Genomic DNA, 20,232 nt, shown 5'->3' on the forward strand with positions numbered 1-20,232 from the left:
CGCCGCGCAACCCATCCGTGTGGCTTGCAACGTTCTTATCCTAAGCTGGGCTCGTTCTCGGTGCTTTCACGAAAGCTGTCGATAGAAGGGCAGGCACAAAACAGATTTCGGTCGCCGTAGACGTTGTCGATACGGCTTACCGGTGGCCAGTACTTGTCTTGCTGGAGAGAATCCATAGCAAACGCGGCTTGCTTGCGACTGTAGGCATGGCTCCATTCCTCTCCGGTGAGATCACGCAGCGTGTGTGGTGCGTTAACCAGTGGGTTGTCTTCCAGCGACCAGCGTCCACTCTCTACTTCACGTATTTCTTCACGAATGGTGATAAGCGCATCGCAGAAGCGATCGATCTCTGCGAGAGATTCGGATTCCGTGGGTTCGATCATCAGAGTGCCGGCGACAGGGAAAGACATCGTGGGCGCATGGAAGCCAAAGTCCATGAGTCGCTTGGCGATGTCTTCCTCGCCAATTCCGCTGGCCTCTTTGATCGGGCGAATATCGATAATGCACTCGTGAGCCACGGTGCCGCTTCTACCGGTGTAAAGCACGCCGTAGTGATCGCGCAGTCGATGGGCAATGTAGTTCGCAGACACGATGGCAACTTTGCTGGCCTCTGTCAGTCCACGGGCACCCATGAGTGCAATATATGCCCAGGAAATCGGCAAGATTGATGCGCTGCCATAGGGAGTTGCTGATACAACGTCATTATCTGGTGACAGTCCCGGTACGGGTACAACGGGGTTTGACGGCAGGAATGGTTGCAGGTGCGCGCCGACGCCGATGGGTCCCATGCCGGGTCCACCGCCGCCGTGGGGTATGCAAAAGGTTTTGTGCAGGTTGAGGTGAGAGACGTCTGCGCCGAACTTGCCGGGAGCTGCCAGGCCGACCAAAGCGTTGAGATTGGCGCCATCGACATACACCTGGCCACCGTGCTCATGCACGATCTCACAGATTTCAACGATATCCTCCTCAAAAACTCCGTGAGTTGAGGGGTAAGTCACCATAATCGCCGCCAACTGCTCGCTGTGTTGCTCGGCCTTTGCACGAAGATCCGCGATGTCCACATTGCCCTGGGCGTCGCACTCAACAATCACAACGCGCATTCCCGCCAGCACCGCGCTTGCAGGGTTGGTCCCGTGGGCAGACGATGGGATAAGGCAAATGTTGCGGTCCCTGTCCCCTCGGCTTTCGTGGTAGCGCTTTATCACTAACAAGCCGGCGTACTCTCCCTGGGACCCGGCATTGGGCTGCAGCGATACAGCGTCGTAGCCTGTGCATTCTGTGAGCATGCGCTCAAGATCCGTCAGGAGTTCTGCATAACCCGCTGCCTGGTCGATGGGTGCAAAAGGATGAATTGCACCGAAGCCTTCCCAGGTGACCGGCAGCATTTCGGTGGTGGCATTGAGCTTCATGGTGCAACTGCCCAGCGCAATCATGGAGCGATTAAGAGCGATGTCTTTGCTTTCGAGACGCCGCATATAGCGCAGCATTTCGGTCTCAGAATGATATTCGTTAAAGAGCGGATGCTGCAGGTAGTCGACGTCGCGATACAATTCTTGGGGAATGCCGCTTTCGAAGTCGAGATTGTCGACGCTTACAGATTCGCCGGTGATTACCTCTATGAGTAGTGCAAGGTCCGCGCGCGTGGTTGTTTCATCCAGCGAAACCCCCAGTGTTTCGGTGCTGTCGCAGCGCAGGTTAACGCCCTTGGCCTCTGCGCGAGCCAATATGCTTTCTCGTTGATCGTCGCTTGCGATCGTCAGGGTGTCTACGAAGTGTGAGTTAAGAACCTTTACGCCCGATGAGCGCAGTGCCAAAGCCAGTGCGCCGGTTAGCAGCTGCACGCGCTCGGCGATTTGACGCAATCCCGCTGGGCCGTGATACATCGCATAAAAAGCCGCCATAACCGCGAGTAAGGCTTGCGCTGTACAAATGTTGCTTGTGGCCTTCTCCCGGCGAATGTGTTGTTCCCGGGTTTGCATTGCCATCCGCAGGGCGGGGCGGCCATCGCGATCGACGGAGACGCCAATAATGCGTCCGGGGGTTGAGCGTTTGTAAGCATCTCGCGTGGCAAAGAAAGCAGCGTGAGGTCCGCCGTAGCCCATGGGGACACCAAAGCGCTGGCTATTGCCGACAACCACATCGGCACCGAGCTCTCCCGGGGACTTAAGCAGCAAAAGCGCTAGCAGGTCGCTGGCAACCACGACCAAAGTGTTTTGTGCGTGGGCTGTTTCTATGAGTGCGCTGGGGTCGGAAACGTTGCCGCTGCTGCCCGGATACTGAATGAATACGCCGAAGGCATCCCCTTGTTGCAGCAATTGCGCGGCATTGCCATGCACAATCTCGATGTCCATTGGTTCGGCTCGAGTTTTGAGGACTGCCAGGGTTTGCGGGTGGCAGTCGCTATCGACAATGAAGCGCATGCTCTTGTTCTTTTTGTTGACCCGTTGGGTCAGCGTCATTGCCTCTGCTGCGGCACTCGCCTCGTCCAGCATGGATGCGTTGGCGAGCTCCATACCGGTCAGATCCATAATGACCTGTTGGTAGCTGAGCAAGGCTTCGAGGCGTCCTTGGGATATCTCTGCCTGGTAGGGGGTATACGCGGTATACCACCCCGGGTTCTCCAGCACGTTTCTTTGGATGACCACAGGTGTGTGGGTACCGTAGTAGCCCATGCCAATAAAGTTTTTGCAGATGCGGTTTTGCTCTGCCATGGCCTTTAAGCGGGCGATCACATCGACTTCCCGTTGAGGGCCGTCTAAGGCCATGGGATTGCTCAGGCGGATGTTTGAGGGGACGGTGGCGTCGATGAGAGACTCAACGCTATCGTATCCCGCCGCTAGGGCCATTTCGCTCTGTTGTGCGGCGCTGGGGCCTATGTGTCGGGCGAGAAACTCGTCGTGACCTTCGAGTGTCGTGAGGCGATCCATGCTCATGGTAGCGTTCCAAAATGCGAGGGCTAAAGCCCGTCGGAAAGCGCGCCATTTTAGCAGTTTGGCCGTGGGAGCAGCAATTGGCGTGGCGGTTTTGTATACCTTAATCACCGCCTCTATTACACTGGCGCGTTTTCGAAAATCACGACTTGGAGCCAAGAACGATGGATTTTACGCACGTTGATCCCTCCGCCGCAGCGATGTCCGAGGGTCGGCTCAAACGTATCGGCGAGCATCTGGAGCGTAGCTATGTGGAGCCAGGCAAAATCGCCGGCTGCCTCACCGTGGTTTTGCGTGGCGATCAGTTAGCGTATGTGCATGTTGCTGGTCAGCGTGATCGCGAGCGAGAGCTCCCAATGACTGACGATACGGTCTTTCGAATCTATTCCATGACCAAGCCCATCGTATCCATCGCGCTCATGTCGCTGTGGGAGCGCGGCTTGTTTTCTCTTAATGATCCGGTTCACCGATTTATTCCGCAGTGGAAAGACCTCCAGGTGCGAGAGGGCGGAAGCTATCCTGATTTCCAAATCCGAGCTCCCGAGCGTCCAATGCGGATTCGCGACTTGTTGACGCACCAGTCAGGCCTTACTTACGACTTTATGCAGTCTACGGAGATCGATAGGGCGTACCGACAACTTAACGTAGCCAGACCCGTCAAGGGTTACACGCTCCAGGATATGATTGAGCAGCTGGCTACGCTGCCTCTGGAATTCTCGCCCGGCGATCGCTGGAACTACTCGGTGGCTACCGACGTGGTGGGTTATCTCGTCGAACGGATCAGCGGCCAGAGTCTTGCGGACTATTTGCAATCGACTTTTTTTGATCCTTTAGGGATGTGCGATACCTCCTTTAGTCCAAGGGATGACCAATTGCAGCGCTTTGCGTCCTGTTACACAAGAGATGGGCAGAAACGTTTGGTTCTTCAGGATGATGCTCAGTCATCGCAATATATGGGTCGCAGTTTTTATTCCGGTGGTGGCGGATTGGTATCTACCGCTGCCGACTATTTACGCTTCTGTCAGATGCTCCTCGGTAGGGGAGCGTTGAACGGGCAGCGGATCATTAGCCGCAAGACGCTTGAATTTATGACGGCAAATCACCTGCCTGGAGAAGCAGATCTGGCGAGCGTCGCCATGGCCGGCTTTACCGAAACCGCCCATGAAGGCGTCGGCTTTGGCTTGGGCTTCGCGTCCAAGATCGATCCCGTCGTTAACGGCTACCCGGCAACGCAAGGGAGTTTTTACTGGGGAGGTATGGCGAGCACGCTGTTTTGGGTTGATCCTGTTGAGGATCTTGCGGTGGTGTTCATGACGCAGCTGATACCCTCGAGCACCTTTAATTTTAGGGGGCAATTGGAAGCGCTCGTGTATGCGGCTCTCGATTAGTGATGCTCAAGTAGTAGTACTCGCCTGGGATAGCTACTCAACTGTGGCGATAAGCGACTGCCAGTACCTCCAACTCCCGTAGACCCCCCGGGCTCTCCAGATTTACACAGTCGCCGATGCTTTTCCCCAAAAGCGCACGGGCTATGGGCGCATCGATAGAGACTTCGCCTCGAGAAGATTCAAACTCATCGGGCCCGAGGATGGTAAAACTTTGCTGGGTACCATGCTGATCTTCGACTTCTACAGTCGCTCCAAAAAATATCCGTTCCTTGTCGGTCGGGGGTTCTCGCACAACCTGAAGGACTTCGAGTCGCTTGCTGATAAACCGTACCCGGCCATCAATCTCTCGAAGGCGTTTCTTCCCATAGATATAGTCACCGTTCTCTGAGCGATCTCCGTTCTTGGCCGCATCCTGCACAGCCAGTGCTACCACGGGACGCTCCTTGCGCCATAAATCGTCAAGTTCCGCACGCAGCCGAGCTTCACCTGCAGCGGTGATCAGTGGTGTCCCTCGTGGGCGTGGTGCTCTGTAGCGTCCCATAGCAGTATTCTAGCCTGCCAGCTGTTCTTTGGAATGCATTTACCGTCGGCTTGTGGGGATCAACGTACACAAATTCCCAGGGCTTATTGCTGCATACACCAGAGGCACATTACACTCGCTGTATGAGATCACATTACTTTTTCCAAGCATGTTTTGCAGGCGCTTTTGCTGCGTCTTTTATGTCGTCTGCCGGGGCTCAATGCGTCGATGTGCAAGGAGACCCCGTGGAGGGCGGCTTGATCTGGGCAAAAGTTGCACCGGGCACCTCGGTACAGCTGGACGATCAGCAGTTAACGGTGACGCCCAATGGCTACGTGGTAGCAGCCTTCCATAGAGATGCGCCGGCGAACAGTCTCCTGCGGGTTGGTGCCGACTGCGAGTACCCGGTATCTGTGGCCCAGCGTGAATATCGGATTTCGCGCGTGGAGGGGGTTCCCCAGAGGACCGTAACGCCACCCAAAGAGCAGCTGGAGCGTATTCGTCGTGAGCGCCAATTAGTAGCCGCCGCAAAGGCACAAGTCATCGAACGTCCCGATTGGCTTATGCAGATTGATGGTGGCTTTGTTTGGCCGGTGCAGGGGCGGATTTCGGGTGTATACGGCAGTCAGCGTTTTTACAACGGTAAGCCAGGAAGCCCGCACTATGGCGTGGACGTCGCCGTTCCCACGGGAACGCCAATTTATGCGCCAGCCGCAGGCCGGGTCACCCTGGCCGAGCCGGATTTGTTTTACTCAGGGGGTACCGTCATCCTTGATCATGGCTACGGTCTGTCATCATCCTTCCTGCACATGAGTGAGGTTTCGGCAAAAGTAGGCGATGAGCTGGCAATAGGCGATCTAATCGGTGCAGTGGGTGCAACGGGAAGGGCGACAGGGCCCCACTTGGACTGGCGTATGAGTTGGAGAGATCGGCGGGTAGATCCGCAAAGACTCGTACCACCCATGCCTAAAGCTGCGCCTGCGCCTGAAAAATCTACTCAGGAGTAAGGTCGCTCCCGCACCGATAGATCGGCGGGGAGCGAGGCCAATTTACATCGCTGCTGCTTTTTCGATCCCAACAGCCAGCGCTTGAGTAAAGGTAATAACTACGGACTGGCCAATGCTGAGCTGCTCAATTCGCTCGGCGCTAACATCACCAATCACGTGAGCCTTGCCGCGAGAGTCCATGATGGTCACGGTTCCCAGAAGGCGGTTCATGCCTTCGATGGTGCATACAGCTCGTACCGCTGACACCATAGCGCCGCCGGGTGCTTGGTCGTCGCCTGCCACGCCGGCATCAGCACCTTCAACCCAGGGGTTCGCCATCTCTTCTTCTGTCGGCTCACGAAGCTCAGCAGCCAATGCTGCTAGATAGGTAACAACCAAAAAGTCACCGGGTACGACTTCGGAGAGACGCTCTACCTGGGGGTCAACTTTGGTCGTTAGCTGCTCGCCGGTAGGAAGCTGAAGAACCATTTCTCGGGTTTCAGCATCTACAGCAATAACTTCAGCATCGACTTCGATAGCCATAGCACGCTCGGCGTGATCTGCCATGGGCTCTTCGTGATGCGCTGCGCCAGCGAAAGGCGCTGCCGCAAGGCTCGCCGCCAGGAAAAAGCTGGAAAGAACATTATTCAATGACATGACTTTGACTCTTGTGGGGTTAATTAGGGCGCGAAATTCTCCTCCATGGTGACCAGAAACACAAGACAAACGGTGTCAGAGGCACCTGCAGCGCGCGAAAAAACCGTATAATCGCAAATTTCCTTAGAAGGATGACCCACCGTGCTCGATAAGAAGCTTTTGAGCATCCTCGTATGCCCCGTGAGCAAGGCACCCCTTGAATATCACGAGGCCAGCGAGGAGCTGTTTTGCAAGGCCAGCGGATTAGCATACCCGGTAAGGGATGGCATACCGGTGATGCTGGAAGAGGAAGCTCGTCAGCTCACGGCCGATGAGAAACTGGGTTAGTAGTTGGTAGAGCAGGCTAGATACCGCAAATAAGGTAGAGCAAAGAGGCAGGCGCTAGGCATGGCAGACAGTATTTTCACAATGATCATTAACGGCGATATCCCGGCAGAGAAGATCTACGAGGATGATCACTGTATAGCGATCAATGACATCAATCCTCAGGCGCCGGTGCACGTGTTAGTGATACCCAAGAGGGTGATCGAAAAACTGTCTGACGCTCAGGGTGACGATCAATCCTTACTCGGCCATTTAATGCTCGCTGCAGGCAACGTAGCCAGACAGCTGGGCGTTGCCGAGGCCTTTCGATTGATCATCAACAATGGAGAAGGTGCTGGAATGACCGTCCATCACCTGCACTTGCACATTATTGCCGGTGGCACTCTCTCAGAGGGTAAAATGGTGGGCTGAGTTCGCGCCCTGCCAGACTTAAAGATAGCTGTACTTTTAACAAGAGCTGCAACTAGAGCCGCAACCATAGCCGCAACCATAGCCGCAACTTTAGCCGCAACTTTAGCCGCAACAGAAGCTGCAAAAACAGCTGCGACAACAATTGTCACAACAATTGCAACAACAACGCGTACTGATAAAAACGCTTAGCCGCGATTTCGACCGCCGAAATCGCCCGCAGAGAGAGTAAGACATGAAAACCGGAGAAATCCGCGAGGCGTTTCTCGCCTATTTTGAGTCCAATGGACACCAGCGAGTTCCTAGTAGCTCATTGGTGCCGGCCGATGACCCAACGCTGCTGTTTACCAACGCCGGTATGAATCAGTTCAAGGATGTATTTCTTGGAGCAGAGTCTCGCCCCTACAACCGGGCGGTCAGTGCCCAGCGCTGCGTGCGCGCGGGGGGGAAGCACAATGACTTGGAGAACGTTGGTTACACCGCCCGCCACCATACTTTTTTCGAGATGCTTGGCAATTTCAGTTTTGGTGACTACTTCAAGAGCGAGGCGATCCGTTTTGCCTGGCAATTTCTCACTGTTGAGCTCGGACTACCCAAAGAACGCCTTTGGGTCACCGTGCATATCAGTGATGACGAAGCGGAAAAAATCTGGATTGACGAGATCGGCTTTCCAGCAGAGCGTATTTCCCGACTCGATGAAGACAACTTTTGGCAGATGGGTGATACGGGGCCCTGCGGTCCCTGCTCGGAAGTGTTTTACGACCATGGCGAAGACGTCCCGGGCGGGCCTCCCGGCAGCCCCGATGATGATTTGGATCGCTACATTGAGATCTGGAATCTGGTATTCATGCAGTTCAATCGCAGTGCTGATGGCGAGATGACTCCCTTACCCAAGCCCTCGGTAGATACGGGCATGGGCTTGGAGCGCATCGCGGCGATCCTTCAGGGTGTGCACAGCAACTACGAGATCGATCTGTTTCAGGCGCTGATCAAATCTGCTGCTGAGGCGGTGGGTACCGATGATTACACGGCATCCTCCTTACGCGTCATTGCAGATCATATTCGTTCCAGCGCGTTCCTTGTTATTGACGGCGTATTACCGGGCAACGAAGGCCGCTCCTACGTGTTGCGCCGGATCATGCGTCGCGCGATTCGTCATGGCAACAAGCTGGGTGCTGACTCCCTGTTTTTCTACAAACTGGTCGCGACCCTAGTGGCTCAAATGGGAGACTTTTACCCCGAACTGTCAGAGCAGCAGTCGCGCATTGAAGACGTCATACGCGGCGAAGAAGAGCAGTTTGCCCGGACTTTAGAGCAGGGCATGGGTATTCTTAATGAAGCCCTCGCGGCGATGGATGGGGATGTTATTCCCGGCGACGTGGTGTTTAAGCTTTATGACACCTATGGGTTCCCTGTTGATCTGACTAACGATATTGCCCGGGAACGAAACTTCAGTCTGGATATGTCCGGCTACGAAGCCGCTATGCAGGCCCAAAGAGAGCGTTCAAAAGAGGGCGGCGGCTTTACCGTAGATTACAACAGCACACTGACGCTGGACGGAGAGACTACATTTACCGGCTACGATCAAATCATCGGTAGTGGACGCGTCATTGCTTTGCTGCGCGACGGCGAGCAAGTGCCCGAACTCAGTGCTGGGGATCACGGCGTTGTGATTTTGGATCAAACACCGTTTTACGGAGAATCCGGTGGCCAGGCGGGGGACAGCGGTTACCTCCGTGGTGAAGATCTTCGTATGGAGGTCGGCGACACCACAAAGGCACAGGGTCATCATTTACACCACGTCAAAGTCCTTGAGGGCTCTGTGGCTGTCGGCGATGCGATCACGGGTGAGATTGATAATGAGCTTCGACAGAACACGCGTCTCAATCACTCCGCAACGCACCTTTTGCATGCCGCTCTGCGCAATGAGCTTGGTGATCACGTTGCTCAAAAGGGTTCTTTGGTAGACGGCCAGCGCCTTCGTTTTGACTTTTCCAATCCCGAGGCGATGACCGCCGAGCAAGTGCGTGCTGTAGAAGACAGCGTGAATGCTCAAATCCGCGCCAACGCAGAAGTAACTACCCAGGTGATGAGCATGGATGAGGCGCGCGAGGCCGGAGCCATGGCACTCTTTGGTGAAAAGTATGGCGACGAAGTTCGCGTACTCAGCATGGGCGAAGATGGTTTCTCGGTAGAGCTTTGCGGAGGAACTCACGTGGAGCGCACCGGCGATATCGGTATGCTGCGTATCCTCTCTGAAGGAGGGCTTGCGTCCGGTGTTCGGAGAATAGAAGCAGTTACCGGTGCCCACGCCCTGCGGGAGATGCGCACAGTTGATGATGCTCTTGCCAATGTCTGTGAGGTGGTTCGCGGCACAACGGAAAACGTCAGTGACAAAGTCGCGGCTTTGCGCAGCCAAAACCGCGACCTCGAGAAGGAACTCGCGCGCTTAAAGCAAAAGCTGGCGTCCTCGGCGGGGAGTGACATCACGGCGTCTGCCATCGAGGTCGATGGCGTGAAGGTGCTCGCCACTGCAGTTGACGGTGCAGATTCCGGTTCGCTACGGGGGATCATGGATCAATGCAAGAACAAAATTGGTAGTGGTGTGATATTGCTCGCAGCGGTGAATGACGAAAAAGTGGCGCTGGTTGCCGGTGTCACCAAAGACCTTACGGATCGCGTTCGGGCGGGTGACTTAATGCGCGAGTTCGCCGGGCGTCTGGGTGGAAAAGGCGGCGGTCGTCCTGATATGGCCCAAGGCGGCGGTACAGAGCCGGCTTTGTTGCCGGCAGCTCTGGAAGCGGTTCCGTCCTGGGTAGCAGAAAACCTGAAGGCTTGAGATGTCACTGATTGTTCAAAAGTTTGGCGGCACATCGGTAGGCAGCGTAGAGCGTATCGAGCAGGTCGCGGATAAGGTCGCGCACTTTCGTGATGAGGGGCATGACATTGTTGTCGTGGTGTCTGCAATGAGCGGCGAAACTAATCGCTTGATTGATCTCGCTCAGCAGATACAGGACCATCCCGTGCCTCGGGAAATGGATGTGCTGGTATCCACTGGCGAGCAGGTGACCACCGCGTTGCTCGCTATGGCACTGCAAAAACGGGGCAAGGCAGCCAAGAGCTATAACGGCTCTCAGGTGCGCATTCTCACGGACGATGCGCATACCAAGGCACGTATTCGAGAGATTGACGATGTTCGGCTCCACGCCGATTTAAAGAGCGGAAACGTGGTGGTTGTGGCAGGTTTTCAGGGTGTCGATGAGGAAGGCAACATCACGACCTTAGGGCGCGGTGGTTCAGACACGACTGCCGTGGCGCTTGCAGCGGCTCTCAAGGCTGACGAGTGTCAGATTTACACCGATGTGGACGGTGTCTACACGACCGATCCGCGGGTTGTGGACGGCGCCAAGCGTTTGGACAAAATCACCTTCGAAGAAATGCTGGAAATGGCCAGTATGGGATCTAAGGTGCTACAGATTCGGGCGGTGGAGTTTGCGGGCAAGTACAACGTGCCGTTGCGCGTTCTCCACAGCTTTCAGGACGGGCCGGGCACCCTCATCAGCCTAGAGGAAGAGGAAGACCTTATGGAAACCCCGACGATTGCCGGCATTGCATTTAACCGTGACGAAGCCAAGCTCACCATTCTTGGCGTGCCCGATATGCCAGGCGTCGCTTTTAAGATACTGGGCCCTATCGGCAAGGCGAACATCGAGGTCGATGTCATAGTCCAGAACGTGGCTGAGGACAACAGTACCGACTTTACCTTTACGGTCTCGCGCAGCGAGCTGACCCGGGGTGAAGAGATCCTAAAGCAGACGGCGGCGGAGTTGGGCGCGCGTGAGGTGCTCTCTGACAATCGTATAGCCAAGATCTCGGTGGTGGGCGTGGGTATGCGTTCCCACGCCGGTGTCGCCAGCCAGATGTTTGAGGCGTTGGCCGATGTGGGTATTAATATTCAGATGATTACCACGTCAGAAATTAAGATTTCAGTGATTATCGAAGAGAAGTTTCTGGAACTTGCGGTACGGGCTCTGCACTCATCCTTTGGGCTTGATGCGGAACCCACAGACGAGTCTGCTGCCTAAGCTGTGGGAGCGTCGCGTAAGGCTGGCGCCAACATAGGACGAAAGACATGCTAATCCTGACACGAAAAGAGGGTGAATCCCTTAGGCTGGGGGACGATATTACGGTCACCGTGGTCAGCGTAAAAGGCGGCAACGTGCGCATTGGGGTGAACGCTCCCAGAGATCTCGCGGTTCACCGAGAAGAAATTTACGACAAAATCGCTGATAGCGGCTCAGAGCCGTCTGGCGGCGACGAAAGCTAATGTATACCTCCTGAGCCAGTCTGTGAGCGACGACTACCAAGCGGTGCCACTGCCTGACGTTCAGAAGCTGACGGTTGAGCAGTCCCGTGAGCGTGTTCTTGGCTACTTAAAGCATGTACAAGCTCGTCACTCGGTCCGCAGCTTCAAAGATATACCCGTACCGGTCGATATTATTCAAGCCTGCGTTCTTGCCGCGGGTACAGCCCCAAGTGGTGCAAACCACCAGCCCTGGCACTTTGCCTGCGTCAGTGATCCCGACGTTAAGCGGCAGATTCGCGAGGCTGCTGAGATTGAAGAAGCTGAGTTTTATGGCGGACGAGGCGGGGATGAGTGGCTTAAAAACCTTGGCAAACTGGGTACCGATCAGTTCAAGCCTTTTTTAGAAACGGCGCCCTGGCTCATCGCTGTTTTCGTGGAGCGCCAGGGCAAGGATGCCGAAGGCAATAAGCGCAAAAACTACTACATGTCTGAGTCTGTGGGGATTGCCACAGGGTTTTTATTGAATGCGCTCCATAGCGCAGGTCTGGCTACCCTGACGCACACGCCTAACCCCATGAAATTCCTTAGCAAGATTTTGAATCGACCGTCCACCGAACGGCCCTACATGCTGATTGTGGTGGGCCATCCGGCTCCTGATGCGACAGTGCCCGCCGCGGCATTGATAAAGAAACCGTTGGAGGAGATCGCGTCCTTTTTTGCGGAATCAAATGAATTGCCCGAGTAGGCTATAACGGGTTTGACCCAAAAGAGGACGGTGGTATCATCCCGCGCCTTACGGAGAAGTGGCCGAGTGGCTGAAGGCGCGCCCCTGCTAAGGGCGTATACGTTAATAGCGTATCGAGGGTTCGAATCCCTCCTTCTCCGCCAGACACAAAAAAGGGCCCCAACGGGGCCTTTTTTTGTGTCTGGTAGAGCAGGCGGTGTGGACGAAACCTCTGGTTCGATAAAACGCGACCAAAGGAGCGTTTTAGACGGTGTCGCTTGCGACGCCGCCCCGTAGGGGTGAAAACAGCCCCTAGGCTGTTTGAATCAATCCCTCCCTCATCCCAGGATTCAGTAACGCGTCTTTCTCCGCCTTACAACAAGATTTACCCGGCCCTTGACCAAATCCGATGTACACCTCATCTGCTGAACGGCAGATACTATCCTCAATCCGCAATCAGGGCGTATCATGAGTTCATTGGCATTTGATTCACTGCGGTTCGCCCGTCGTCTTAAGGAGGCCGGGGTTCCCGAGATACAAGCGGAAGCACAGGCTGAGCTCATGGCGGAAACGTTCGGATTTTACGTCGACAACCTTGTCACCAAGGACTACCTCGATGCCCGCTTTTCGGAACTGGAAGCTAGATTCGACGCCAGCTTTTCGGAACATGATGCGCGACTAGAGGCCCGCTTTTCAGATCAGGATGTAAGACTCGAGAATCGCTTTTCAGACCAAGATCTGAGACTCGAGGCGCGCTTCGCCAAACAGGACCTCTACATTGAGCAGCGCCTGTCTGGCCTCGATGTAAAGTTGAACGTCATGGCTGCCATCCTGACAGTGATTGCTGCCAGCGTTGTCCCTTTGGCGATAAGCACTTTCTTTGGGGGCTAGTTTTTAGAGTTCAAGCTTTAGATTCAGGCGCCTTTGGGTTTCCTCACTAGCTTGTTTCAATATCTCAACCTTTCGATTGCTGGGGAGTTGCGGCTCGTGTTTCGTTGGAAGAGTGGTCAGGCGGTGAGCGTGCAATTTGCCGACCTTCTCGGGAGATCACTGCGTCTGCAATCCAATACTCCCAACGCTTGTATATACTCCTAGCTTGAATCGGGCCACGGCTGTTTCCCGCCGGTCCTTTGTTGGCGAGGATGGGAGAAAAACATGAAAAAACTTTCGATGGTCGACAAGGGCTTCCTTCTCGGCGAGAGTCGGGAAATGCCCATGCATGTGTCGGGGGTCAGCCTGTTCACGCTTCCCGATGGTGCTGAGGTGCAGGAGTTTCTTGCGGGTATAGCCGATAACCTGAAAGACGCCGACGCTTTGCTGCCACCCTTCGGTGATCGAATCAAGACCGGACGTATGGGTGCGGCAGGAAACGTGTACTGGGAACCGGACCCCTCCCTGGATATGGATTACCACATCCGCCACTCGGCGCTCCCCAGTCCCGGCCGTTACCGCGAGCTATTCAATTTGGTAGGTCGCCTGCACGGCACACTGCTGGAACGTAGCCGACCTCTTTGGGAGATGCACCTGATAGAAGGTTTGGAAAATCGCCAGTTTGCGATTTTTACCAAGACCCACCATGCGGCCGTCGACGGCGCCAGATCTATCCACGTGACCCGCAGTATGCTGTCCTCTGATCCGGATGCGGTGCGCAGCGAATCGCCACTCTCACTGGCGTCGTGGGAGAGCTACAGAAAAGCCCGCAGGGAGGGGCGGCAGGCCGAGTATACGGACGCCGAGGTGCGCACGGTGGCAGATATACTCAAGTCCTCCTACGGCAGCGGCGCTAATGCTTTTAACGCACTGAAAAACATTGCGGGCGCCTGGGCCGGTCGCAAGAGTGACCTGGCCATTCCCCACCATAAGGTGCCGCGCAGCTCCCTCAACGGCAAGATCGACGCAGCGCGTCGTTTTGTCGCTCAGACCTGGTCTTTCGCGCGTATCCGGGCCGTGGGAAAGGCCTTTGACGCCACCTTCAATGACACGGTGTTGGCCATGTGTGCCGGCGGACTGCGACAGTACATGCTGAACCACAGCGAGTTGCCTAAAGATTCTCTGAAAACCCTGGTCCCGGTGTCCCTGCGTCAGGCGGGCGACGTGGACTCGGGCAATGCCGTGGCCGGCATCACCGCGGACCTGGCAACAAACATCGCCGACCCCATAAAGCGTTTCTCCGCCATTAAGGCCTCCGTTGAAGCGGGCAAGGCTAACTACGCAGGCATGTCACCCAAGGAAGTCGAACTCCTGACCATGGCCATGTCAGCGCCGTCGATGCTGCTGTTGCCGCTGGGTATGATCACGCACCTGCCGCCCTACAACCTCACCATCTCCAACGTACCGGGGATGCGCGAGACCATGTACTGGAATGGCGCGCGTATGGACGGGTCGTACCCGCTTTCCATCATCACCGACGGTATGGCCCTGAATATCACGCTTGTGAGTTACGCCGATCAGGTGGATTTCGGGATCATCGCCTGCCGCCGCAGCGTGCCGCAGGTGCAGCGCCTGATCGACTACATGGAAGATGCGCTGCAGGAGTTGGAAGACGCGGTAGGCCTTAAGGTCAGGCCTACACGCAGACGCGCGGCTGTCAAAGCCAAAACAAAGACTCGAACCAATGCCAAACCGAAAGCCAAGCTAAAAGCAAAAAGCAGCGCTGCTACGAAGGCAAAGACCAAGCCGAAGCCAAAGCCGAAGCCAAAACCAAAGCCCAAGCCGACGGCAAAAAGCAGCACCACTGCCAAAGCCAAACCAAAGACTAAAGCGAAGCGTTGAGAGCTGGCGTGTCTGCTACGCCCTAAGCCCGTGCTACGCTCGGTTTAACAACTATGGGAATGCCATCATGAAGAGTTTAATCGCTGTGTTCGCTGTTCTGGTCCTTAACAGCGTCAGTCATGCTCAAGAGCCCGCAGCGCCCGCATTGAGTATGGGCAACGGCGAAAAAAACTGGATTCAAACGGACGGCGCTACACGCGACGGTAAAGTCTTAAGCTACCCAGAAGTGCAGATCGACGGAAATGGTTGGCTGGTGATGCACCCCTTCGAATCGGGCGCGCCAAACGGTGACAAGTATGTCGCAGCCACTTATCTTGAATCGGGCACCAACAAGGATGTTGAGATCGAAGTGCACAAGGGCGTAGAAAGCGGAGAGATGTTCATCGTCATGCTCCATCGCGATCTGAACGAAAATGGCGTGTTGGATTTTGTGTTTATCGATGACACCAACGTGATGGATCGCGCCGTGTTCGAGGGGACTCGAATGATTGGACACGCGGTGCCGGCTCCGTGACTTCGGCGAGCTGCTCCCTGATTCACGCCTAGAAGCTAGTGAAGCGCAAATTGCAGCGTGGGTTGATACGCAGCACCGCATCGCCGGTGTTTTAACAGAGGTCCTGTTTGCTCTGGACGGAGCGCGCAAGGCGCGTACCCAGATAGAGGCGCTGCAATCCGAGTACGACGAGGAGTCACTGCAATCGCTGGGTGTCGGAGAATTCCGTCGCCCATGTCAAAAGTCCGACGTGAGGAATTAGGCGCTCAATGACGTAAGGACCCCAGGTGCTCCGCGATAGCGTGCATCACCTGGGACGTTTCGCTGTCCACGCGATCGTTTTCAGCACCTGGGTCTGAAGACTGCTTAACGATCACAACGTCGTAGTCTGAGTTCACATAGATAAACTGACCGTGAATGCCCAGAGCAACGACGGCGTCCACACCCGCATAGCTCCACCATTGATCGTGATAATCCTCTGCGACCTTTCCGTACCAGTCATCCTGGTAGTAGGCATTGAACTGAGCTTGGTTTCTGGGAGTTTTAATCCGCTGGGCAATAGCCGGTGATATCACACGAGCGCCGTTTGCTACCCCATCATCGAGAACCATTTGCCCAAATCGTGCGGCATCACGGAGTGTTGTTGAGATGCCGCCGCCGGCCATCTCAACGCCTTGGCTGTCCAGCCAATAGTCGGCCGGGTATTCGGTGCCGATCTTGGACCAGATCCGCTCGTGTAGTGCCGTTGCCAAATCAGTCCCGGTGATGCGCCTGATAATCCAGCCGAGTACCTCCGGGTCAGGGGTGACATAATGAAAAGCCTCGCCGTGCTCAAACCTGGGTGTCTGGTTCGTTAGCGATTGAAGATTGGCGTAAACGCCCTTGCCACCCGGGTAAAATGCCGCAAGAAACCGGGCGATATCCGACTGCGGGTCATCATAGGTTTCGTCGTAGGCGATGGAGTTGGTCATATCCATCACCTGCTGCACCGTCGCATCGCCGTAGGCCGTATCTGCGAGCTCCGGGACATAAGTGGCCACCGTTTCACCCGCCACAACCTTTCCTTCCTCAAATAGCTGCAGCATGAGCGTGCCGGTGAGGGACTTGGTCACCGAGAACATGATGTGCGGCGTTGATGCACTCTGCCCGTTGAAATACTGTTCGTGGGCAATGGATCCTTTGTCCAGAACGATAAAGCCATCGGTATAAGCCGATGCTAGCCAATGGGACACTGTTGTACTGCGATCTCCCAATTCAACTTTTACCGCACCGATGTCGACGGGCCGCGATGGAAGTATCCATGGGGAGGTCGATGGCGCAACTGCGCGGGTCGGAAAAAACTCGCGCATGCGTTGAAAACTCCAGCGGTTGTATGGAGGCAGGATGAAATTCTCTGCCGTAACGCGCTTTTCTACCGGCGGCGGCGCACCGAACATAAGATCATGATCTGCGGCGGTTTTTACTTCGTCTGCATGGGCGGCTGACACAGCAAACGCTCCTAAACCCACCGCAATAACCGTAACAAAACGTCTCATCAATGCGTTCCTCTTTTCTAAGCGTACCTCGTGTATCGGTACGTTTGCTCTGTAAAGTCGCAGGAGCATAGCAAGTTTTTAGTTCGATCATCCCGACCGCGAAAACATTTGCTACAGTGAAACCCCTGGATGCAGTGGCGTCGTTTTTGCCTGGTAAAAGTTGCCTACTCAATTTGCAATGTTGGGCTCAATCTAATCCTCTTTTTTTGCGGAGATGGTACGTAGACCATGTTTTTGGATCTCGATAGCGGCAAGCTCTACGTTTTTTTGGGCGGTTTGATTCTGTTTGGATTGATAGAGCTCTGGATTCCGTCGCGCCGAAGGCCGCCTCAAAGACTACAGCGATATTGTTTTCATGCTGCCGTTGCTGCACTCAATACTGTCGTGATTCGGATCCTGGTATTCGTACCTTTTCTGCTTTGGGCTGTGCATGTCGATGAGCAGGGCTGGGGAGTTGCCCGCTGGTTGGGTCTGCACGGTTGGTTCGAAATTCTCGCCTCGATTGTGGCACTTGATGCCTTTGACTACGCTTGGCATCGCGCTAATCATCGTATTCGCTTTTTATGGCGTTTTCATAAGGCGCATCATGCAGATACGGGTATGGATGTGAGCACGGCACTGCGTTTTCATCCGGGAGAGCTTCTGCTGTCAGGGCTGGTGAAGGCTGGCTGGATCGCGGTTTGGGGGCCCACGGCGGTAGCCTGGTTTCTTTTCGAGTTACTGGTTAGCCTTTGCGCGCAGTTTCATCATGCCAACATCGCTTTGCCGTCCAAACTCGATTCAGTACTGGGGCGAGTGCTGGTTACGCCGCGTTATCACGGATTACATCACCTTACTGAGCGACGCTTTGGAGATCGTAACTTCGCAACGATTTTCCCCTGGTGGGACGCCCTGTTTGGCACTGCAGTAAAGTCTGTTCCCGGCGATGATGCAAAGTTCGGTCTCCCCGAAGATCGGGGACTGGCTCTGGCACCCCTGGAATGGATTCTCGAGCCTTTCCGGTCTCGAAACCTTGATCTTGCAAGTTCAACGTCAAGGCAGCAAAGTGGTGAGAGTGGCGTATGATCAAAGCCTTACAAAACATCCAATAACACAGAGGAACTCACGCTATGCATATGCAAGGTCTCATTCTGGTGGCTTGTACGCTGCTGCTCACCTCTTTCGCCTCAGTCGCGCAGGAGAAGCAGCAGGAACACGCGGGTAAATCCGCGGAGCACGCAGGCAAGGCAGTCCCAAAGGCTTCTGAAAAGGCGTCTGAACATGCAGGCGAAGCCGCAGAGCACGCGGGTAAAGCAGCCGGTAAAGCAGCAGGGAAAGCTTCCGAACATGCTGGAGAAGGGGCTGAGCACGCCGGGGAGGCTGCTGAGGCGGCGTCTGAGCATGCGGGTAAAGCCGCTGAGCATGGCGGCGCCCCAGCCAAGAAAAAGAAACCCAAGAAGGAGTGAGTAGCTCGTCCGCTTTAGTTGTTCGCGTAGCTGCGGAGATCTTCGCACTCCTTGTTCTGAGTCTCGCCACTGCTATCGCCAACGCGCAAGACGATGTGGTTTTTTATGCGGATGACATCAAGGACGCGACTCGCCGTTACATCAGCCAGAAACAGGATGACAGCGGTTTGTTCAGTATCCATGATGAGGTCACGGGTGAAACCCTAAGGCTTCGCTTTGTAAAGATTCATGACCCCGTCAGAGTGATTGATGGCAATCGCTACTTTGCCTGCACGGACTTTGCGGTGCCCGATGAGCCAGACAAGCTTTACGATCTGGATTTTTGGTTGCGCCCCAGCGACGGCAAGCTTGTCGTCTATGAGGAGCGCATTCATAAGGAACCACGACGGGCGGCGCTATGGGGTTGGTACAAGCATCCGCGCTACACCTTCGTTAACGACGAAGTCGTACCTCTGTATTGATTAACTCCTGTATCAACGAGTTCTTGAGCCTGGGGGGGGTGAATGCCGCTAATTGTGGAGCAGGCGTCAGGCTCGATGTTCCCGCCACTTTAAAGCTTAAGAGAATCGAACTCCGCCAGACGCACAAGTAGCTCATTCAGTGGCCGTTCGGCTTGCTCTCGCGTATCCGCTACCGACAGCTGATCAATCGCTGCGACGATTGCAATCCAGCAGCGCATATGCCGCGTGCTGAGTTGTGCCGCAATATTAATAAGGTCTCGGGCCAGCGGTAGAGTGGATACCGCGGCCTGCTTGAGATTGATGAGAGTCTCAATGCCCAGTTCCGCATCCGCTAGCAGCGTTAGTAATTTACTCACAACGAACGGCTCTGACTCCAATGCAGCTGTTGTCGCAGGCTCCGCGTCGGGAGCGAGGAAGGCTAAGTCGAGGTGGGAAAGGAAATCCCGCAATGCACTGCGTAGGCTCATCCAAAGCTCGCGGCGACGGTAGTAATCGCGAAGCTGTTGGATAAAAGTGAACAGTCCTACGAGGAAAAACCCCTCAAGACAAAACCCAATCAACTCCGGAAGGAGGTTTTCCTGAAAAGCGTTTTCGTTTGCCTGCGACAGAAACAGGATATACAGACCGATGCCACCTATGCCAAATACGGCGAGTGGTAGCGCTAGCAGCCAGCGATTCACTGTTCATCCTCCGAGTCTTCCACCAATGCTTTGACGACCCGCGAAACTTTCGCTGCCTCCTGCTGAGTTAAGTCCGAAGGTATTCCGTGTAGGTAAACCACTCGACCCATGTCCAGAGGGATCGGTATGACGTCCGGGCGCTGCGTCGGCGTGGTCATGCGAACGGCTTCCAGTGCTCGCTCTTCGGACGTTCGCGGTGAGGTTTCGCTGCGCGGTCGCGCGGTGTCCTGACGAATACTTGAAGAGACAAAGTCGCTGGGCGAATCAACGAAACGAAAAAAGTCGACCAGCGCACCACGCAGGCGTTCCGCATACAGGTCAACAACCTCGGCACGTAAGCCGCTCCCCTGAATATCGAGAAAGCGAGCTTTCAGAGCATCGATATCCAGAACTCGGAGATCCTGTGACTCTTGCTCGGATAACTTTTCAAACAAGATTTCTGCAGCGGCGCGGCGACTTCGTGCAGCCGCGGGGGGCATGCGTCCTGCCAGAGCGGTCTCCCTGAGGAAGCTAAAAAGCCTGTCGCTCGAATACTCTGTGCTCATAAGTGTTCCACACCGCGATGCCGGTATTGTCTATGATGAGCCGTAGTTTACTCTCTTC

20 protein-coding genes and 1 tRNA gene are annotated in these 20,232 nt (G+C 55.2%); 15 read left to right on the forward strand and 6 right to left on the reverse strand.

Going from position 1 to position 20,232, the window contains the following annotated elements; genetic code table 11:
* Nucleotides 1-35: 35 nt before the first annotated feature.
* The gene (gene gcvP / locus ACTG39_RS02860; RefSeq protein WP_439106016.1) at nucleotides 36-2,933 is read right to left on the reverse strand and encodes an aminomethyl-transferring glycine dehydrogenase; all 2,898 of its coding nucleotides are present in this window, start codon (nucleotides 2,931-2,933) and stop codon (nucleotides 36-38) included.
* A gap of 161 nt (nucleotides 2,934-3,094) precedes the next feature.
* Here gcvP and ACTG39_RS02865 point away from each other — a divergent pair, with 161 nt between their 5' ends.
* Complete coding sequence (locus ACTG39_RS02865) at nucleotides 3,095-4,318, forward strand: serine hydrolase domain-containing protein (RefSeq protein ID WP_439106017.1); 1,224 nt, start codon at nucleotides 3,095-3,097, stop codon at nucleotides 4,316-4,318.
* 37 nt (nucleotides 4,319-4,355) lie between these two features.
* On the opposite strand, the gene greB is transcribed toward ACTG39_RS02865, so the two are convergent.
* The gene (gene greB, locus ACTG39_RS02870; RefSeq protein WP_439106018.1) at nucleotides 4,356-4,859 is read right to left on the reverse strand and encodes a transcription elongation factor GreB; all 504 of its coding nucleotides are present in this window, start codon (nucleotides 4,857-4,859) and stop codon (nucleotides 4,356-4,358) included.
* 224 nt (nucleotides 4,860-5,083) lie between these two features.
* Here greB and ACTG39_RS02875 point away from each other — a divergent pair, with 224 nt between their 5' ends.
* Nucleotides 5,084-5,845 carry a M23 family metallopeptidase gene (locus ACTG39_RS02875; RefSeq protein ID WP_439106019.1) on the forward strand — a complete coding sequence of 254 codons (762 nt, stop codon included), beginning with the start codon at nucleotides 5,084-5,086 and terminating at the stop codon, nucleotides 5,843-5,845.
* Nucleotides 5,846-5,887: 42 nt separating this feature from the next.
* Here the strand turns inward: ACTG39_RS02875 and ACTG39_RS02880 are convergent, their stop codons facing one another.
* Nucleotides 5,888-6,481 carry a hypothetical protein gene (locus ACTG39_RS02880; RefSeq protein ID WP_439106020.1) on the reverse strand — a complete coding sequence of 198 codons (594 nt, stop codon included), beginning with the start codon at nucleotides 6,479-6,481 and terminating at the stop codon, nucleotides 5,888-5,890.
* A 141-nt stretch (nucleotides 6,482-6,622) separates the two neighbouring features.
* Here ACTG39_RS02880 and ACTG39_RS02885 point away from each other — a divergent pair, with 141 nt between their 5' ends.
* The 10 genes from ACTG39_RS02885 to ACTG39_RS02930 all read left to right on the forward strand — a co-directional run bounded on the left by ACTG39_RS02885 (nucleotide 6,623) and on the right by ACTG39_RS02930 (nucleotide 15,529).
* A complete protein-coding gene (locus tag ACTG39_RS02885) occupies nucleotides 6,623-6,808 on the forward strand; it encodes a Trm112 family protein (protein WP_008296215.1) in 186 nt (61 codons plus the stop codon).
* A gap of 60 nt (nucleotides 6,809-6,868) precedes the next feature.
* The gene (locus ACTG39_RS02890; RefSeq protein WP_439106021.1) at nucleotides 6,869-7,216 is read left to right on the forward strand and encodes a histidine triad nucleotide-binding protein; all 348 of its coding nucleotides are present in this window, start codon (nucleotides 6,869-6,871) and stop codon (nucleotides 7,214-7,216) included.
* 232 nt (nucleotides 7,217-7,448) lie between these two features.
* Nucleotides 7,449-10,052, forward strand: a complete 2,604-nt coding sequence (alaS, locus tag ACTG39_RS02895; protein WP_439106022.1) for an alanine--tRNA ligase — start codon at nucleotides 7,449-7,451, stop codon at nucleotides 10,050-10,052.
* Between the two features lies 1 nt (nucleotide 10,053).
* On the forward strand, nucleotides 10,054-11,298 hold the full coding sequence (locus tag ACTG39_RS02900; RefSeq protein ID WP_439106023.1) for an aspartate kinase: 1,245 nt from the start codon (nucleotides 10,054-10,056) through the stop codon (nucleotides 11,296-11,298).
* 47 nt (nucleotides 11,299-11,345) lie between these two features.
* The gene (gene csrA, locus ACTG39_RS02905) at nucleotides 11,346-11,540 is read left to right on the forward strand and encodes a carbon storage regulator CsrA (protein ID WP_439106024.1); all 195 of its coding nucleotides are present in this window, start codon (nucleotides 11,346-11,348) and stop codon (nucleotides 11,538-11,540) included.
* Nucleotides 11,541-11,562: 22 nt separating this feature from the next.
* A complete protein-coding gene (locus tag ACTG39_RS02910) occupies nucleotides 11,563-12,264 on the forward strand; it encodes a nitroreductase family protein (protein WP_439106025.1) in 702 nt (233 codons plus the stop codon).
* Nucleotides 12,265-12,316: 52 nt separating this feature from the next.
* Nucleotides 12,317-12,407 (forward strand) — tRNA-Ser (locus ACTG39_RS02915).
* A 304-nt stretch (nucleotides 12,408-12,711) separates the two neighbouring features.
* Nucleotides 12,712-13,134, forward strand: a complete 423-nt coding sequence (locus ACTG39_RS02920) for a hypothetical protein (RefSeq protein ID WP_439106026.1) — start codon at nucleotides 12,712-12,714, stop codon at nucleotides 13,132-13,134.
* Nucleotides 13,135-13,398: 264 nt separating this feature from the next.
* Nucleotides 13,399-15,015, forward strand: a complete 1,617-nt coding sequence (locus ACTG39_RS02925) for a WS/DGAT/MGAT family O-acyltransferase (RefSeq protein WP_439106027.1) — start codon at nucleotides 13,399-13,401, stop codon at nucleotides 15,013-15,015.
* Nucleotides 15,016-15,082: 67 nt separating this feature from the next.
* On the forward strand, nucleotides 15,083-15,529 hold the full coding sequence (locus ACTG39_RS02930) for a DUF7282 domain-containing protein (RefSeq protein ID WP_439106028.1): 447 nt from the start codon (nucleotides 15,083-15,085) through the stop codon (nucleotides 15,527-15,529).
* A 245-nt stretch (nucleotides 15,530-15,774) separates the two neighbouring features.
* Here ACTG39_RS02930 and ACTG39_RS02935 read toward each other — a convergent pair whose 3' ends face one another.
* Entirely contained in the window at nucleotides 15,775-17,043 is a 1,269-nt protein-coding gene (locus ACTG39_RS02935) for a serine hydrolase domain-containing protein (protein WP_439106029.1), read from the reverse strand.
* 228 nt (nucleotides 17,044-17,271) lie between these two features.
* Here ACTG39_RS02935 and ACTG39_RS02940 point away from each other — a divergent pair, with 228 nt between their 5' ends.
* Genes ACTG39_RS02940 through ACTG39_RS02950 form a run of 3 tightly spaced genes read left to right on the forward strand, consistent with a single transcriptional unit; the run spans nucleotide 17,272 to nucleotide 18,949 of the window.
* Nucleotides 17,272-18,108 carry a sterol desaturase family protein gene (locus ACTG39_RS02940; protein WP_439106030.1) on the forward strand — a complete coding sequence of 279 codons (837 nt, stop codon included), beginning with the start codon at nucleotides 17,272-17,274 and terminating at the stop codon, nucleotides 18,106-18,108.
* A gap of 44 nt (nucleotides 18,109-18,152) precedes the next feature.
* Complete coding sequence (locus ACTG39_RS02945) at nucleotides 18,153-18,488, forward strand: hypothetical protein (protein WP_439106031.1); 336 nt, start codon at nucleotides 18,153-18,155, stop codon at nucleotides 18,486-18,488.
* Nucleotides 18,485-18,949 carry a hypothetical protein gene (locus ACTG39_RS02950; RefSeq protein ID WP_439106032.1) on the forward strand — a complete coding sequence of 155 codons (465 nt, stop codon included), beginning with the start codon at nucleotides 18,485-18,487 and terminating at the stop codon, nucleotides 18,947-18,949. The genes ACTG39_RS02945 and ACTG39_RS02950 overlap by 4 nt, the downstream gene beginning before the upstream one ends.
* 89 nt (nucleotides 18,950-19,038) lie before the next feature.
* Here the strand turns inward: ACTG39_RS02950 and ACTG39_RS02955 are convergent, their stop codons facing one another.
* Complete coding sequence (locus ACTG39_RS02955; protein ID WP_439106033.1) at nucleotides 19,039-19,629, reverse strand: hypothetical protein; 591 nt, start codon at nucleotides 19,627-19,629, stop codon at nucleotides 19,039-19,041.
* Nucleotides 19,626-20,174, reverse strand: coding sequence for a hypothetical protein (locus ACTG39_RS02960; protein WP_439106034.1), 549 nt, complete (start codon nucleotides 20,172-20,174; stop codon nucleotides 19,626-19,628). Before ACTG39_RS02960 ends, ACTG39_RS02955 begins: the two co-directional genes overlap by 4 nt.
* Between the last annotated feature and the right edge of the window lie 58 nt (nucleotides 20,175-20,232).

This window comes from Congregibacter sp. (assembly GCF_965662665.1).
Classification (GTDB): Bacteria; Pseudomonadota; Gammaproteobacteria; order Pseudomonadales; family Halieaceae; genus Congregibacter.

What these genes read in the sequence shown, in the direction of transcription:
- gcvP (WP_439106016.1), bottom strand. Translation starts at nt 2,933, where the DNA reads ATGAGCATGGATCGCCTCACGACACTCGAAGGTCACGACGAGTTTCTC.
- ACTG39_RS02865 (WP_439106017.1), top strand. Translation starts at nt 3,095, where the DNA reads ATGGATTTTACGCACGTTGATCCCTCCGCCGCAGCGATGTCCGAGGGT.
- greB (WP_439106018.1), bottom strand. Translation starts at nt 4,859, where the DNA reads ATGGGACGCTACAGAGCACCACGCCCACGAGGGACACCACTGATCACC.
- ACTG39_RS02880 (WP_439106020.1), bottom strand. Translation starts at nt 6,481, where the DNA reads ATGTCATTGAATAATGTTCTTTCCAGCTTTTTCCTGGCGGCGAGCCTT.
- ACTG39_RS02890 (WP_439106021.1), top strand. Translation starts at nt 6,869, where the DNA reads ATGGCAGACAGTATTTTCACAATGATCATTAACGGCGATATCCCGGCA.
- alaS (WP_439106022.1), top strand. Translation starts at nt 7,449, where the DNA reads ATGAAAACCGGAGAAATCCGCGAGGCGTTTCTCGCCTATTTTGAGTCC.
- ACTG39_RS02900 (WP_439106023.1), top strand. Translation starts at nt 10,054, where the DNA reads ATGTCACTGATTGTTCAAAAGTTTGGCGGCACATCGGTAGGCAGCGTA.
- csrA (WP_439106024.1), top strand. Translation starts at nt 11,346, where the DNA reads ATGCTAATCCTGACACGAAAAGAGGGTGAATCCCTTAGGCTGGGGGAC.
- ACTG39_RS02920 (WP_439106026.1), top strand. Translation starts at nt 12,712, where the DNA reads ATGAGTTCATTGGCATTTGATTCACTGCGGTTCGCCCGTCGTCTTAAG.
- ACTG39_RS02925 (WP_439106027.1), top strand. Translation starts at nt 13,399, where the DNA reads ATGAAAAAACTTTCGATGGTCGACAAGGGCTTCCTTCTCGGCGAGAGT.
- ACTG39_RS02930 (WP_439106028.1), top strand. Translation starts at nt 15,083, where the DNA reads ATGAAGAGTTTAATCGCTGTGTTCGCTGTTCTGGTCCTTAACAGCGTC.
- ACTG39_RS02935 (WP_439106029.1), bottom strand. Translation starts at nt 17,043, where the DNA reads ATGAGACGTTTTGTTACGGTTATTGCGGTGGGTTTAGGAGCGTTTGCT.
- ACTG39_RS02940 (WP_439106030.1), top strand. Translation starts at nt 17,272, where the DNA reads ATGTTTTTGGATCTCGATAGCGGCAAGCTCTACGTTTTTTTGGGCGGT.
- ACTG39_RS02945 (WP_439106031.1), top strand. Translation starts at nt 18,153, where the DNA reads ATGCATATGCAAGGTCTCATTCTGGTGGCTTGTACGCTGCTGCTCACC.
- ACTG39_RS02960 (WP_439106034.1), bottom strand. Translation starts at nt 20,174, where the DNA reads ATGAGCACAGAGTATTCGAGCGACAGGCTTTTTAGCTTCCTCAGGGAG.